This window comes from Mycobacterium sp., from assembly GCF_019243155.1.
Lineage (GTDB): Bacteria > Actinomycetota > Actinomycetes > Mycobacteriales > Mycobacteriaceae > Mycobacterium.
Map to the genome: position 1 here is coordinate 19,199 of NZ_JAFAUS010000278.1, position 15,979 is coordinate 35,177.

General features: G+C 66.5%; 9 protein-coding genes and 2 tRNA genes. 3 read left to right on the top strand and 8 right to left on the bottom strand.

Features of this window, described 5'->3' with window-relative positions; translation table 11 throughout:
• Nucleotides 1-24: 24 nt before the first annotated feature.
• From JOZ00_RS13815 to JOZ00_RS13825, 3 genes are read right to left on the bottom strand one after another with little or no spacing between them, the layout of a single operon-like run.
• Nucleotides 25-216, bottom strand: a complete 192-nt coding sequence (locus JOZ00_RS13815) for a hypothetical protein (protein WP_293344517.1) — start codon at nt 214-216, stop codon at nt 25-27.
• A gap of 28 nt (nt 217-244) precedes the next feature.
• Nucleotides 245-1,483: a lipase LipE gene (gene lipE / locus JOZ00_RS13820; RefSeq protein WP_293344518.1), complete on the bottom strand. Its 1,239-nt coding sequence runs from the start codon at nt 1,481-1,483 to the stop codon at nt 245-247.
• 19 nt (nt 1,484-1,502) lie between these two features.
• Nucleotides 1,503-2,327 (bottom strand): crotonase/enoyl-CoA hydratase family protein, encoded by an 825-nt coding sequence (locus JOZ00_RS13825; protein WP_293344519.1) that lies wholly within the window; start codon nt 2,325-2,327, stop codon nt 1,503-1,505.
• A 23-nt stretch (nt 2,328-2,350) separates the two neighbouring features.
• Between JOZ00_RS13825 and JOZ00_RS13830 the strand changes: the two genes are divergently transcribed.
• Entirely contained in the window at nt 2,351-2,935 is a 585-nt protein-coding gene (locus JOZ00_RS13830) for a TIGR03086 family metal-binding protein (protein ID WP_293344520.1), read from the top strand.
• An 82-nt stretch (nt 2,936-3,017) separates the two neighbouring features.
• Here the strand turns inward: JOZ00_RS13830 and JOZ00_RS13835 are convergent, their stop codons facing one another.
• Nucleotides 3,018-3,479: a DUF4334 domain-containing protein gene (locus JOZ00_RS13835; RefSeq protein ID WP_293344521.1), complete on the bottom strand. Its 462-nt coding sequence runs from the start codon at nt 3,477-3,479 to the stop codon at nt 3,018-3,020.
• 10 nt (nt 3,480-3,489) lie between these two features.
• Complete coding sequence (locus JOZ00_RS13840) at nt 3,490-4,557, bottom strand: pyridoxal phosphate-dependent aminotransferase (protein ID WP_293344522.1); 1,068 nt, start codon at nt 4,555-4,557, stop codon at nt 3,490-3,492.
• Between the two features lie 83 nt (nt 4,558-4,640).
• Here JOZ00_RS13840 and JOZ00_RS13845 point away from each other — a divergent pair.
• Together JOZ00_RS13845 and JOZ00_RS13850 are read left to right on the top strand one after the other, a co-directional pair.
• A tRNA-Ser gene (locus JOZ00_RS13845) sits at nt 4,641-4,729 on the top strand.
• A gap of 37 nt (nt 4,730-4,766) precedes the next feature.
• Nucleotides 4,767-4,839 (top strand) — tRNA-Arg (locus tag JOZ00_RS13850).
• 208 nt (nt 4,840-5,047) lie between these two features.
• Here JOZ00_RS13850 and JOZ00_RS13855 read toward each other — a convergent pair.
• From JOZ00_RS13855 to JOZ00_RS13865, 3 genes are all read right to left on the bottom strand, one after another.
• The gene (locus JOZ00_RS13855; RefSeq protein WP_293344523.1) at nt 5,048-7,315 is read right to left on the bottom strand and encodes a catalase; all 2,268 of its coding nucleotides are present in this window, start codon (nt 7,313-7,315) and stop codon (nt 5,048-5,050) included.
• 442 nt (nt 7,316-7,757) lie between these two features.
• Entirely contained in the window at nt 7,758-8,042 is a 285-nt protein-coding gene (locus JOZ00_RS13860; protein WP_293344524.1) for a hypothetical protein, read from the bottom strand.
• A 102-nt stretch (nt 8,043-8,144) separates the two neighbouring features.
• Nucleotides 8,145-15,821 carry a non-ribosomal peptide synthetase gene (locus JOZ00_RS13865; protein ID WP_293344527.1) on the bottom strand — a complete coding sequence of 2,559 codons (7,677 nt, stop codon included), beginning with the start codon at nt 15,819-15,821 and terminating at the stop codon, nt 8,145-8,147.
• Between the last annotated feature and the right edge of the window lie 158 nt (nt 15,822-15,979).

The following is a 15,979-nucleotide window of genomic DNA, read 5'->3' on the forward strand; positions in this document are numbered from 1 at the left end:
GCCCGACCCGCTGGGACGCAAACCCTAATAGCTTCGGTCGCCCTCGCTGTCGTCGAAGAAATGCCATTCGCCGTCACGCTCGACTTCCATGCGCCAGCCGAGTTCGTTGTCATCGACCTTGTTGTCCACGAACCACGCGTGCGCCTTATCGGCGCTTTCGATGTCCTCGGTGGCGACGACGTCGCCCTTCGGGTTGAGCACTCGGTAGGTAGCCATCCTCGTAGTGTTCCCACCGCGCGCGTCGCTAACCGATGGGAATCTCGGCGGCAATCGTGTCCATCAGTGCCGTATAGCGGCGGACCTCCGGATCGCGGCCTGGTTTGCCACTGCTCACCAATCCGGCCGACAACCCCCGCGCGGGGTCGGCCCACATCGCGATGTTGGCCAGGCCGAGGCTGCCGAACGCGTGCGGCGCGCCCCGGCCGAACGGCCCGAACCTCTTGGTACCCAGTATGAAACCGGTGCCCCAGCGGGCGGGGTGTAACCCGACCGCGAAATCCGGTCGCAGCCTTCGGCTTTGCTTGACCGCGCCGTACATGGTCTCCGGGCTCAAAACGCGTACGCCGTCGAGTTCGCCACCGCGGCGCCAGATCTCGGCGAAGCGCGACATCTCGTTCGCGGTCGACACGGTGTTGGACGACGGAACGATGGTGGTCAGGAAGAGCGGACTGTTCGAGTAGGGGATGATCTCGTGCACCGTTCCGCCGACCGCTTTGCGGAAGAGCTGCGCCACGACCGGCGGCAGCGGCCGGCCAGTGGCGTGGCTGGGAGCGACGAGAGGTAAATCTTGTTGCGCGACACCAAAATTCGTCCACCTGAAGCCGAGTGGATCGAGGATCTCGGTGGCAAGGATCTCGCGGATCTCCTTACCCGTTGCCGCGTAGACGATCTCGCGCACCAGCGGGCCCCAGGTCAGGGCGTGGTAGATGTGCACCAGCCCCGGGGGGTACAGCGGCCGCAATTCGCCGAGTTTCTGCTGCGCGTACTCGTGGTCGTCGGCGCGCTTGACGTCCGGCCTCGGTCCGGTGGGAAACGGAAGGCCGGCGCTGTGCGTCATCACGTGCCGGATGGTGATCCGGTCCTTGCCGTGGCTGGTGAAGGTGGGCATGTATTCGCAGACCCGGTCATCGAGGGAGAAGACGCCACGCTCGACGAGCATGTGCACCACCGTTGCGGCGACGGCTTTGGCCGCCGAGTAGACGCAGAACGGCGTGTCGGTCGTCACCGGGATCTGCTCGGCGTCGGGCGGATCGGTGGGCGCGTTGCCCCAGCCGTGGCCGATCGCCCGGTTGAGCACGACCTGACCGTTATGGCGGATGCACAGCTGGATCGCGGGTTGCAGCCCAGCTTGATACCAGTGCCGCGCCGCCCGCCAGATCCGCTCGATGGCGGCGGAGTCGATGTCGGTGTGGTTTTCCTCGCCGATCGCCGTCACGGAGTCCAAATCGGCGGGAACGCGGATCTTGCCGTCCGGGGTAGTCACCTCCGCGAGGGTACGGGTCCTACTCGCCCTTGAACTGTGGCGGACGCTTCTCGAATGTCGCCGAGATGCCTTCGGTGAGGTCCTTGGACGGCAGGAAGGCCGCGTTCCAGGCGGCGACGTAGCGCAGGCTCTCGGAGACCGCGGCGATGCGTTGCTGGTCGAGGACGTCCTTGACGCCGTGGACGGTCAGCGGGGGGTTGGCGGCAATCTCGGCGGCGGTCGCGTGCGCGGCGGCCAGCGTGGCCTCGGGGTCGTCGTAGACGTCGTTGACCAGGCCGATCTTCTCGGCGCGCGCCGCGTCGATGTCCTTGCCCGTCAGCGCGAGCTCGCGCAGGTGGCCGTCGTTCAGGATCAGCGGCAGGCGGGCCAGGCTGCCGACGTCGGCGACGATGGCGAGCTTGACCTCACGCACGGAGAACTTGGCCTCGGCGCTGGCGTAGCGGATGTCGACCGCGGAGATCAGGTCGACCCCGCCGCCGATGCACCAGCCGTGCACCGCAGCGATCGTGGGGGTGCGGCAGTCGGCGACCGCGGTGATCGCCCCCTGCATGCGCTTGACCTCGCGGTGGAATACCGCGCGGGGGCCGGCCAGTGCGTCGCCGGACAGCAGCGGGGTGAATGAGCCGCCCATCGCGGGCACGTCCAGGCCGTAGCTGAAGTTCTTTCCCGACCCGGTGATCACGATGGCCCGCACCTCGGGGTCGGCGTCCAGCGTGGGAAACAGCTCGGGCAACTCGGACCAGAACGCCGGCCCCATGGCGTTGCCCTTGCCGGGACCGATCAGCGTCACCTGCGCAACCTGGTCTTTGATTTCCACAGTGACGGATTCGTATGCCTGGCCCATATGCAGACCGTAGCGTGGCGGATATGGCCCCTGACTTGCGACCCGGACCAGATTCACCACCCAACGACGAGCTGCAGAGCGCCGAGAAGACCTTCAGTGTGCTGCAGCACGTGCTGCACACCGTCGCCAGCGACGACATGTCCCGGCGGACGCCGTGCTCGGAGTATGACGTGACCGGGTTGACGGGCCATTTGGCGCAATCGATCACCGGTCTCGCCGGCTTGGTGGGCGCGGACCTACCCGAGCCCGATCCGAGTGACTCGGTCGAGCGCCGGCTCGTCACCCTGGCCCGCCCGGCCCTGGACGCCTGGCACCGCCACGGATTGGACGGCAGCGTGCCGTTCGGCAAGGGACAGATGCCTGCCAAGGGCGCGTGCGGCATCCTGTCGATCGAATTCCTGGTGCACGCCTGGGATTACGCCAGCGCTATGGGACACGACGTCGACGCCCCGGAACCCTTGGCCGAATACGTGCTGGGGCTGGCGCACCAGATCATCAGACCGGAATTGCGTGCGCGCGCAGGATTCGACGAGCCGGTCGAGGTGCCCGCCGACGCGCGCGCCCTGGATCGGCTGATCGCGTTCACCGGCCGAAATCCAGCCGGCTAGCTCGCTGCTGCGGCCGAGCGTGAAGCCAGCCGCACACTCGCCGCCGAGTGTGAAGCCAGCCGCACATTCGAGCGGCTAGCGGCTACGCCCGTTCCAGGAAGAAGTAGTAGAACCGGCCGTTGTCCAGCACGCCCTTGCCGTTCATGATGCCCATCACGGCGTCGTCGTCGATCTTCTTGAAGTGGTCGTGCACGGGCTGGCCGTCGTAGACCATCGTCGCGGTGACCTCGCCACGGAAACCTTCCAGCCAGAGGCTGGCCTCGCCCTTGCCCATCTCCTTATTGGAGAACTTGTTCCCGTCGGCGTCCAGGCAGACCAGCGGCTGCACGTCCGTCACCGACTTGAAGGTCTTACCGAACCAGCGGGCCTTCTCGAGCTGGCCGTTCATCTTGTGCCCGGTCTGGAACTCGCCGCCCTTCCACTCGCCGATCATCTCGTCGAGGGTCGCGGGCGCAAGGTCCACCCAGAATGCGTCGAGTTCGTCGTCCGGAATGTCGCCGCTGCGCTCTTTGAACTCGGTGAACTTCTTCCGGGCCAACTCCACTGCGCACTCCTCAAGGTTCGTTGCGGGCAATCCAGTCGCGGGCGAAGGCCAGCAGGGCGTCATTCTCCTCCGGCGCGCCGATGGTGATGCGCACACCCTCCTCCGCGAACGGCCGCAACACCAGGCGCGCGTCGGCGGCCTGCTGCACGAAATCCGTCGTGCGAGAGCCCAGCGGCAGCCAGACGAAGTTGGACTGCGAGGGAGGCAGCGTGAATCCGGCCTCCCGCAACCCGGCGCTGACGCGGGTGCGCTCGACGACCAGCGCGTCGGTACGCGCGATCAGTTCGTCGGATGCGTCCAGCGACGCGATTGCGGCGGCCTGTGCGACGTTCGTCACGGCGAACGGCATGACGACCTTGTCCAGCGCGGTGATCAGGTCCTGGTGGCCGATCGCGTAGCCGACGCGCAGGCCCGCCAATCCGTACGCCTTCGAGAATGTCCGCAGCACAACGACATTGCTGCGAGTGCGGGCCAGCTCCAGGCTGTTGGGCAGCATGTCGTCACGGACGTACTCGACGTAGGCCTCGTCGAGCGCGATCAGGATGTGCGGCGGCACCGCGTCGATGAACCGGATCAGGGCGTCCGGGTCGACGACCGTGGACGTCGGGTTGTTGGGGTTGCAGACGAAGATTAACCGGGTGCGGTCGGTGATCGCGGCGAGCATCGCGTCGAGGTCGTGGGTGTGGTCGGTCAACGGCACCTTGACCGTGGCCGCGCCGGACACCTGAATGATCGGCAGGTAGCACTCGAAGCTGCGCCAGCCGATCATGACCTCGTCGCCGGCTGAGGCGGTGATCTGCACCAGCTGCTGGCACAGCGTGACCGAACCGCTGCCCACCGCGATGTGCTCAGGCGCGAAATCCGAACCGAGATGCATGGCCAGCGCGGCCTTGAGGTCCACGCAGGCGTTGTCCGGGTAGCGGTTGACGACGTCGATGGCTCGCACGATCGCCGCGTGAACGCTGGGCAGCGGGCCCAGAACCGTCTCGTTGCTGGCCAGCTTGATGGAACCCGGCACTGTCTTGCCGGGAACATAGACTGGCAGTCCTGCCAGTTCGGGACGTAAGCGCACGGTCACTTCGACAGTTTATGTCGCGTCTGTGTACGCTATGGCCGGTTCGGCGAGACCGGGAAGGGGTCGGGTACCCTCAGGAAGTCCAAGGAGGCGTGCCAGAGCGGCCGAATGGGGCTCACTGCTAATGAGTTGTCCCCCTCAAAGGGGACCGGAGGTTCAAATCCTCTCGCCTCCGCAAGGTCCCTCCGGGGAACTGAATACAACTGAACCAAGCGCCCGTAGCTCAACGGATAGAGCATCTGACTACGGATCAGAAGGTTAGGGGTTCGAATCCCTTCGGGCGCGCTCAGCACCAGGCTTTTGCGCTCAGGCGTGAACGCGACGCTCCCGCAATCGAATACGGTCCTGTCAAGGTCTGCGGGGAGTGCGGCTCGGATAACCTTAATTGCTGTCCGGCGCAACGTATTACAGAACAAAAGACTGTCTTGTGCTGACAGGCTATAGGGGCCCCAACGTCTGCCCCAACGGATATTCCTATCGGTCGCCGAACCGGTCAAGTGGGGACGATGCGGCTCCACACCCGGTGCTCCTCGAGGCCGGCGACGAGCGACGAAACGATGTCCGACGCGTCCGAGCCGGCGAAGATTCCCTCGCCCTCCGACGGAACACCCGCTGCCGCAACCAGACTGGTTCCCTGTGGCAGCACGCCCAGCGGCTTGAGATGACGAAACGCCTCGTCGACGAGGGTTCGCGCACCGGCTTCGGCTGGCGATCCAGCGACGAGAACGGCGTCGACTTCAACGGATCGTCCCGTCGAGTAGGTGCGAGAAACCGGCGGGCCGCCGTTGCGGTCCAGCGTTCCGCCATGCGAAGCGAACACCAGGGGAACTAGTTTGGCCGCGGTGATCGCGGCTACCGCCGCCGTCACCTGGCCGGTGTCGGAGTCCGCGTCGGTGAGGATACCGATGCGGCGACCGGCGACCGGCCACCGTTGTCCGATCTGCGAAAGCGCCGGACTGGCCGGCGGGGCGGTAGGAGCCGAGTCCGGGACGGGCGCCTGCAGACCCAGTCGCGCGGCGACGGCGGCGCACAGTTCGGTATCGATCTTCGCAAGGACGGCGAGCTCGCGTTCCTTGATCGTTTGCTCGTAGCATTTGCCCAACTCAAAGGAGAACGCTTCGATGACATGGGCTTGTTCGACGGGCCGCAGGCTGCGGTAGAACAGGGTCGCTTGGCTGAAGTGGTCGTCGTAGCTCGCGGGATTTGCGCGCCGTTTGGTCGAGGCGGGTAGCGCAACGGGGGCCTCGATGAAGGCGGCAAGATCGCCTCCCGCGGCGAACGGGCATCCGCCGTCGATTGAGTTCGGGCGATACGGCGCATTACCGGGATGTACGCCGTGCTGGTGAAAGCCGTCCCGCAACATGTCGTTGACCGGCGCGTGCGGGCGGTTGATCGGGATCTGGGCGAAGTTCGGACCGCCCAGCCGGGTGATCTGCGTGTCGAGGTAGGAGAACAATCGCGCGTGCAACAGTGGGTCGTCGGTGACGTCGATTCCGGGAACCAGGTGACCGGTGTGAAACGCCACCTGCTCGGTCTCGGCGAAGAAGTTGGTTGGGTTGGCGTTGAGTTGCATGGTGCCGATGACCTCAACCGGGGCCAACTCTTCGGGCACGATCTTGGTCGAGTCGAGAAGATCGATGCCCTCGAACATCTGCTCGGGATTGTCAGGAAACACCTGGATGCCCAGATCCCATTCGGGGTAGGCGCCCGACTCTATGGCGTCGGCGAGGTCACGGCGATGGAAGTCGGGGTCGACACCGGCGGCAATCTGGGCTTCCTCCCACACCAGCGAATGCACTCCTAGGCGTGGCTTCCAGTGGAACTTCACCAGCGTCGTCGTGTTGTCCGGCGCGACCAGCCGGAACGTGTGGACGCCGAAGCCCTCCATCGTCCGGTAGGACCGCGGGATCGCCCGGTCGGACATGGCCCACATGGTGTGCGCGGATGCTTCGGTGTGCAGCGACACGAAATCCCAGAACGTGTCGTGCGCGGTCTGGGCTTGCGGGATCTCGCGATCCGGGTGGGGCTTGGCCGCATGGATGACGTCGGGAAATTTGATGCCGTCCTGGATGAAGAACACCGGGATGTTGTTGCCGACAAGATCAAACGTTCCCTCGTGGGTGTAGAACTTGGTGGCGAACCCGCGGGTGTCCCGCACGGTGTCGGCCGATCCACGGGAACCGATCACGGTGGAGAAACGGACGAACACCGCCGTCTCCGCGCCGGACTTGAGAAACCCTGCCTTGCAGATTTTCTCGGCCGCGCCGTTGCCGCGGAACACACCGTGAGCACCGGCGCCCCGGGCGTGCACCACCCGTTCCGGGATGCGCTCGTGATCGAAGTGGGTGATCTTCTCGCGCAGATGGTGATCCTGCAGAAGCGTCGGACCGCGTTCACCGGCCTTCAGCGAATGATCGGTGTCATATAGCCGCACTCCCTGAGCGGTGGTCAGGGAGCGGTCCTGCTGCCCGCGCGCCGTCGCCGGGCCCTCTACCGGTGTTCCGGTAGCCGTGCGAAGTTCCGGGGCGATCTGATCGTTCTTGGGCGGCAACGGCTCTCGCGGCGTGGTCGGCTCGGTCAGGTCTGGTGGTTCGGCGCCCGGCGCGCTGGGAATGTAGCCGCTGGCCTGAGCCTGCTGGGCCTTCCCTTCGCGGACCAGATACTCCTGACCCGACACCGCCCCGATGGCCTGCTTGGCCACTGCCTTGACGCCCTCGACGACGCCCTTGACCGGGTTGCTGCGCCCGCCGTCCTCTGCCATAAGTTTCTCCTTGATTGGCTTGAAACGCCCGCCTACCCAGCGGCTTCACCCCGCGTTCCCGCAAGCAGCGCGGCGAAACGCCCATTTGCGCACAAGTTCGAAACCGGCAGTGAACTGTTTTGGCAACGCCGGGATGGTCAGCACAAGGCAATCAGGCCGAGAAGGGGGGTCGCAGATGGCAAATGAGAGTTCATCAGAGCGCGAGGGCGAGGGTCGGGCGGCCGGCAGCGGAGTTGAAGCGCCGAAGGCATGAACTCGCCGCCGGCGAGCGGCCGTCCGCCGAATCGGTAGAGCGAGCGCGCCAGCGGGCACAGGAGTCGCTGCACCGCGTCGAAGACGCTCACCACGCCTCGGCTCAACGACACGAGGAGTTGGCTCGGCCCCGAACGGCATCGAAGACGAGACGAAGGCCGCCGCGGCGCGGGCACGGCCCGATCGTAAGTCAGACGTGAGTCTTGGCGGGCCGGTCTGGATGCCTGTGCCCTCGACGCATCAGGTTCGCCGGAGGCTGCGGCACATAACGCTGCTCCAGCTGACCGATGAGAGCTTCCGCTTCTCTGATATCTCGGCGCAGCACAACGGCTTCCGCCCGCAGTGCGTTTGCGCGCGCGTTGCTGGCCTTCGCCGTCTGACGCTCGATCCACGCCAGCTTGCCGGTCATCTCGCGCACTTGAAACCGCAAGGCGCGAATGAACTCAACAGCCTGAGCTTCCTGCCATACATCCATCACAAATAACCCCCCAGCCAGCTATCTACCCGAATGCTTTCGGGCCGCAAACCCCATCCCCATCCTGCGTTAAGCGAGCTGGTCGGGCAAAACGCCGACAGCTTACAGCAGCCCGAGTAATTGCATGTCGGTGACGTATTTGGCGATTACAGGTGCCGTGACATGTGGGATGTCCGGGTTGTCCTTGTCGGGGCCGATCTTCGCCTTCTTCACCGCGGCGCGGAATCGGTCGGTCGGCGCCGGGATCCCGCGCATCGGCTCCGGCGCCTGCAAGAACGGGGCCAGCAGATGGGTCTTGTGGAGCAGCAACACGAGCAGCAGCGATTGCTGGCGCTGCCGGTCCGGCAGGGAGCGCAGGGCGGCCTCGAACCGCTGCAACCACTCACCGAAGTCGTCGATGCGCTCGATCACGCAGCCGGCATCGATCAGCCAGTCGACGTACTCATCGAACCCGATGCCGTCGTCGTGCGGGTTCATCACGTGATAGGTCTCAAAGCCCTCGACCACCTGAGCGCCCAGCGTGGTGACCGCTTCGGCGACGAATTCGACTGGCAGCGCGTCGAAGTGGGACGGTTGCCGGTTGCCGTCGGCATCGAGCCGGTAGAAGGATTTGGGCGCTAGCCCGGTCGCCACCAGGCTCAGAACCATCCGGGTGAACAGGTCCGGCACGTTCAGCTGCCCGGCGTAGGTGGTGTCGGCCAGGATCCGGTCGCAGCGGAAGACCGAGACCGGCAGGCCGCAATGTTCGTGGCACTCGCGCAACAGCACCTCGCCCGCCCACTTGCTGGTGGCGTAGCCGTTGGCGTAGTTGCCGTCGACGACGCGGCTGGGACTGATGACCCGGATGTCGGCGTCCTCGGTGAACAGCGACTGCTCGACCGGACCGCCCACGTCCGAAGTCGACACGTACGCGTAGGGCTTGAGCCTGGTCGTCAGCGCGATGCGGATCAGCTCGGCGGTGCCGCCGACGTTCGGGCTGAACAGCTCGCTGTACGGCAGCACGCTGTTGACCAGGGCCGCGCAGTCGACGATCAGATCGACGTCGTCCGCCAGGTGCTGCCAGGTCTCCTCGTCGAGACCCAGGTCGGCCTGACCCTTGTCGCCTGCGATGACCTGCAGATGATCGGCGGCCAACTCCTGGAAGTGTTGCAGTAACTCCGGGTCGCCGGTGTCGAAGGTCTTCTCCAGCCGGCGCATCGCATCCTCATCCGACTGGCCTCGCACCAGGCAGATCAGGATGCCGTCGACCGACTCCATCCGCTGCAGCCATTCCAGGGCCAGGTAGCGCCCGAGGAAGCCGGTTGCACCCGTCAGCAGGACCGTTCGCACCTCGGCGCTGGGGCCCGGTAGAGCCGGCGCATTGCCCAGCGTCGTTTCGTCGATGAACTTGTGCAGCTTGAGGTCGCTGGCGTACACCTCGGTGGCATCGGGGCCATGCACCGACGCGCAGCTGGGACCTGCGGTACCCGCTCCACCCGCAGCGGCGGCATCGGCGCTCAAGCGCTGGCTGATGGTTCTGACGGACTGCGCGTCGAACAAGGTGCGTACCGGAAGCGTGACATCGAGGGCGGTATTGATCTCGGCGACGAGGCGCATGGCGGACAGGGAGTCCCCACCCAGGTCGAAGAACGAGTCGTCGATGGAAACCTGTTCCAGTCCAAGGACTCTCGCGAAAACGTCGGCGACGGTCTCCTCGATCGGGTTGGTCACGGCGCGGTACTCACCGGCGGCGTACTCGGGTGCGGGCAGGGCGCGGACGTTGAGTTTGCCGTTCGGCGTCAGCGGCAGCGCCTCGAGCACGACGACGGCGGCCGGCACCATATAGGCCGGGAGCCGATCGGCCAGTTGGCTCCGCAGTTCGGCGGGATCGGCGGTGCCGGTCACGTAGCCGACGAGGCGTTTGTCGCCGGGGCGGTCTTCGCGAGCGATCGCCACCGCCGCCTGTACGCCGTCCAGCGCGGCCAAAGCAGCTTGCACGTCGCCCAATTCGATGCGGTACCCGCGGATCTTGACCTGCTCATCGGCGCGGCCCAAATACTGCAGCTGTCCATCGCCACCCCAGCGCACCAGGTCCCCGGTGCGATACATCCGCGCCCCCGGCGCACCGAACGGGCAGGCGACAAACCGAGACGCGCTCAACCCGGCCCGGCCAACGTACCCGCAGCCCACGCCAGCACCGGCCACATACAACTCACCGACCGCACCCTCGGGCGCCGGCCGCAACCAACCATCCAGCACGAACAACGCTCCCCCGGGTATCGGCGAGCCGATCGGCGCCACCCCGGACCCCGGAGTCAGCGGCGCGCTCAGCGAAGCGAGAACCGTGGTTTCGGTCGGTCCGTAGGCGTTGATCAGCACCCGTCCGGGCGCCGCCCACTGTGCCACCACGTCGGTGGGGCATGCTTCCCCGGCAACCACCAAGGCCGTCGACTCCAACCCCTTGTTCGGAAGCATGGCAACCGCCGACGGCGTCTGGGTCAGCACGCTGACCTGTTCGGCAACCAGCAGCGCGTGCAGGTCGTCCGGCGCCGCCGCGACGGACTCCGGCACCACGACCAGCCGGCGGCCGCGCAGCAGCGACCCGAAGATCTCCCACACCGAATAGTCGAAAGCCAAGGAATGACAATGGGTCCACACCTGCCCCGGTGGCAGGCTTCGGTGCAACGCCTCGGTGAACCAGGTGACGTTGCGATGCGGAATGGCCACGCCCTTGGGGGTTCCGGTGGTGCCCGAGGTGTAGATCAGGTACGCGATGTCATCCGGCGACGGCCCCAGACATGTTGGGGCCGTGGCAGGTTGGGCCACCAACGCGGCGTCGGCGATATCGACGACCTGTAGGCCGGTCTCGTCCAGGCGCTCACGATGCTCGGCGGTGGTGATGACTGCAATTGGTGCGGCATCGGAGAGGACGAACTCGATACGGGAGTTGGGCAGGATCGGGTCGATCGGGACGTAGGCCGCCCCGGTCTTGAGCACGGCCAGGATCGCGGTGATGGCTTCGGGGCAGCGGGGGAATACCACCGCGACCCGCTCACCGGATCCGACGCCGTGCCCGATGAGCTGATGCGCCAATCGGTTTGATGCCTCGTCCAGCTGCTGATAGGTCAGCGTGTCGCCGTTGTAGGTGATCGCCACTGCCTCGGGGGACCGGGACACCTGCTCGGCGAACACCGCCGGAATCGACACCGGAGTGCTCGCCGGCGGTGCGGTGAGCGCCGCGCGGTGACTCCATCTGTCGAGGCGGGCCTGCTCGTCGGCGTCAAGCGTTTCGAACGACGAAAGTCGTTGTCCCGCCTCGGCGGTCATCTGCGCCAGGATGCGTTGGAACCGTTCGATCAGGATGTCGATGCGGTCAGCGTCGAACACGTGGATGTCGTACTCGAGGCGGAAACCGAGTTCGTGGCCGGGGGACGCTTGGATGGTCAGGGGGTAGTGGGTGGATTCGTGGGTGGTGAAGTCGGTGATGGCCAGCTCGTGGTCGGCGACCGGCGGGGCCGTGTCGATGGGAAAGTTTTCGAAGACGAACAGGGTGTCGAAGGGTTGTTCGTGGCCGGTGATGTGATGAATGTCGGTCAGGGGCAGGTGTTGGTGGTCCAGTGTGTGGTTGGCGGCGCTTTGCAATTGGTCGAGTAACTCGGTGGTGGTTGTGGTCGCGCTGATGCGCGCGCGAACGGGCACGGTGTTGATGAACAGGCCCACCATGGTTTCGGCGCCGAGCAGTTCGGTGGGACGGCCGGCGACCGCCGCGCCGAAGGCGACGTCCTGCTGCCCGGTGAGCTGGCCCAGCAGTTGGGCGTAGGCGCCTTGCAGCACGGTGTTGACGGTGGTGCGCGAGGCCCGGGCGAGGTCGTTGATCGCCTGGGTGGTCGCGGCGGGCAGCCGGAAGGTGTTGACGCCGCGACGATTTGGCCCGATCGAGGGGTTCGGCGCGATCAACGTGGGGTGGTCGAACCCGGCGAGCACTTCGCTCCAGGCCGCGTGGGCGGCTTCGCGGTCGCGGTCGGCCAGCCAGGTCAGGAAGGAGCGGTAGTCCCCCGGTGTGGGTAGGCGGTGGTGCTGGTAGCTGGCGAAGATCTCCTGCAGCAGGATCGGCAGCGACCAGCCATCCATCACGATGTGGTGGAAGGTGAGCACGAAGCGATGCCGCTGCGCCGAAGTGTGAATGAGGGCGGCGCGAACGACGGACGAATTGTTCAGTGTGCTGACCGAGGCGCGTTCCGCGGCGCACAACGCCTCGATGGTGGCGGCGGGGTCGTCGGGGTCGAGTTCGATGTAACGCCAGGGGGCGTTGGGGCGGCGGGGGATGATCTGGATCGGTTCGTCGTGGTGGGGATTGAAGCGTGCGGCGAGGTTGGGATGGCGGGTGATGACGGTCTGGACGGCTTCGCGCAGACGATGAGCGTCTAGTGGGCCGCTGATTGTCGCGGTGAGCTGGACGGCGTAGACGTCGTCGGTGGCGTCCTGCGTGGTGGCGTGGAAGAGCAGCCCTTGCTGTAGCGGGGTCAGCGGCACGATATCGGCGATGTCGTAATGCCGTTCCAGGTCAGTGATTTGGTGCTGAGTGAGCCGTGCGGGGGCGATGTCAGACGGTGATAGGCCGCCGCCACCCTTCTGGACGTGGGCGCAGATCCCGGTCAGGGCCTCGAACCAGAGTTGGCTCAGCTCGTTGACTTGGTCGGCGTCGAAAGCGGAAGGCGCCCAAGTCCAGCCGGCCAAAAGTTGTGGGCCGTCTTCGGTGTCGATGGTGGCGGCGTTGACGTCGATGGCGTGCATCAACGGCATCGGCACGGCGGCCGCGGCGTCGGTCAACGGGACGGCTTCACTGCTGATGCGCCACAATTCACCCGGCACGTCCGCGCCCGCGCCGAGTCGGCCGAGGTAGTTGAAGCCGATCACCGGGTCGGCCCCGCCCAGGTCGACCTCGGGGTTCAGGTAGCGCAGCAGCCCGTAGGTGATGGGCTCGGGCACGGCGCGAAGCTGTTCTTTGGCGGCCTTGATCACCGGCCCGAGGGCGGGATTCCCGGCAAGGACCTGATCCCAGGGCACGCCCCGTACGTCAAGCGCAACAGGGTATTTGGTGGTGAACCAGCCCACTGTGCGTGATAAGTCGACTCGTGGGGCCAGTTCCTCGTGGCGGCCATGGCCTTCGACGTCGATCCCGATCGCGGTGTGAGTGCTGGTGCCGAGGAATTTTGTCCAGGCCAGCGCGTAGGCGATCAACAGAATGTCTTGCACGCCCGCGTGGAAGGCCGCGGGCACCGGGCCCAGCAGCAGTCGGGTGACGTCGGCGTCGAGCGGGATCGATAGCCGTCCGGCGCTGGCGTACGTGTCGGTTTCGCGGTGGGGTGCCGGCAGCAGCGACGGCGTCGCGGCGATTTCCCGCCACGTTTCGGCCTGCTCGGCGACTGCAAGGGTTTGGGCGTGTTCGGCCAGCAGGTCTGACCACCGTGCAAACGATGTGCCACCGGTCGGCAGTGCCACTTGCTGGCCGGCGTGGTGTTGGGCCCAGGCGATGTTGAGGTCCTCCAGCAGGATTCGCCAGGACACTCCGTCGACGGCCAGGTGGTGGATGAGCACCACCAATTCGTTGCTGCCGGTTGCCCACACCACGCGCAGCATCACCCCGGCAGCCGGGTTCAACCGGGCCCGGGCCGCCAGCACCGCGTCCTGAAAGAGCGTCTCGACGACCTCTAGGCAATCACTGGCCCGCACCGAACCGGGTTCGGGCACCGTCAGCGACCAGCCCCCGTCTCCGTCGTCGTCGACGCGTAACCGCAACGCGCCGTGGCGATCCAACAGCGCCTGCAACACCACAAGGACGTCGGACTCGCCCACCCCGGGTGGGGCCTGGGCCACCATGGCCTGGTTGAACTCATCGGTCGGACCATCGACGCTGTGCAGCCAGGCCATGATCGGGGTGGTCACCACCGCCCCGGTGCCCTCGTCGACGATGTCGTCCTCGTCGTCAGTCACTCCGGCAACCCGAGCCAGTCGGGCCACGGTCTGCTCGACGAACACATCCCGCGGCCGGCAACTGATCCCGGCGGCGCGCGCCTGCGCCACCACCTGCATCGATAAGATGCTGTCCCCGCCAAGGTCGAAGAACGAGTCGTCGACCCCGACCTGCTCCACTCCAAGCACCTGGGCGAAGATCCCCGCCAGCACCTCTTCGACCGCATCGCTGGGAGCCCGGTAGTGCGCACTGCCCTGGCGGTAGTCCGGTGCGGGCAACGCCCGCTTGTCGAGCTTGCCGTTGACCGTCATCGGCAACGACTCGACCACCACGATCGCCGCGGGCACCATGAACGCCGGCAGCCGATCCGCCAACGCGGTGCGCAGCACGGCAGGATCCGCCGGCCCGGTCACGTACCCCACCAAACGCTTGTCGCCGGGACGGTCCTCGCGGGCGATCACCGCCGCGGTCTGAACCCCGTCCAAAGCCGTTAGCGCGGACTGGATTTCACCGAGCTCAATACGGTAGCCACGAATCTTGACCTGCTCGTCGGCGCGGCCCAGGTACGACAGCTGCCCATCGGCGCCCCAGGAGACCAGATCCCCGGTGCGATACATCCGCGACCCCGGCGCCCCGAACGGGCACGCCATAAACCGCGACGCGGTCAGACCCGAGCGGTGCATGTATCCCAATGCCACGCCCAGGCCGGCCAAGTACAGCTCACCGACGACCCCGGCCGGCACCGGACGTAAAGCATTGTCCAGCACGAACATTGCCGCCCCGGGTATCGGCGACCCGATCGGCACCACCGCAGGCCCCGGAATCAGCGGGGTGCTCATCGAGGCGCACACGGTGTTTTCGGTGGGGCCGTAGGCGTCGATCATCACCCGTCCCGGTGCCGCCCAGCGTTCCACGACCTCGGGCGGGCAGGCCTCACCGGCGACGACCAACGCCGTCGATTCCAGCCCCTCGGCTGAAAGCATCGCAACGGCCGATGGGGTCTGCGTGAGCACGCTGACCCGTTCGGCAACCAGCAACGCGTGCAACTCTTCTGGGGACGCCGCGACCGCCTCGGGCACCACCACCAGCCGACGGCCCCGCAGCAGGGCGCCCCAGATCTCCCACACCGAATAGTCGAAGGCCGAGGAGTGGCACTGCGTCCACACCTGTCCCGGCGGCAGGCTCTCGTTGAGTGACTCGGTCAGCCACGCGACGTTATGGTGGGCAATCGCAACGCCTTTCGGCGTCCCGGTGGTGCCCGAGGTGTAGATGAAGTAGGCGATGTCCGTGGGCGCCGGGTTCGGCAGCGCGGTGGCGGGCCTGGTGTCCACCGAGGGGTCGTCGACGTCGAGGACGAGCAGGTCGGACCGGTCGAATCGGGAATGCAGTTGAGCCGTGGTGATCGCGACCCGGGGTGCGGCGTCGGAAAGGACGAACTCGATGCGCGCGGCGGGCCACACCGGGTCGATCGGCAGGTAGGCCGCCCCGGTCTTGAGCACTCCCAACATCGCCACGATCGCCTCGGCGCAGCGGGGGAACATCAAGGCCACGCACTGGCCCGGCCCCACCTCATACTCGGTCAGCAGATGCGCCCACCGGTTTGCGGCTTCGTCAAGTTCCCGATAGGTGAGGCTTCGGCCGCCGCAACTGATCGCCACCGCCTCCGGGGCGCGGGCCACCTGTTCGGCGAACATGGCCGGCATCGACACCTTGGTGGGTGCCGGGCCGGTCAACGCCGCCCGGTTGCTCCAACCGTCCAGCACGGTCAGCTCGGACGCGTCGAGTATGTCGATGGACGAAAGCCGTTGTGATGCATCGCTGGTGATGGCCGTCAGGACGCGCTGTAGGCGTTCGATGAGGGTGTTGACGGTCGCGGTGTCAAAGACGTCGGTGCGGTATTCGACCAGCCCGCCGATGCCCGCGGGAGCACCGGCTTCGTTCCAGCGCTCGGTCAGCGAGAAGGTCAGGTCCACCCGGGCGGTGC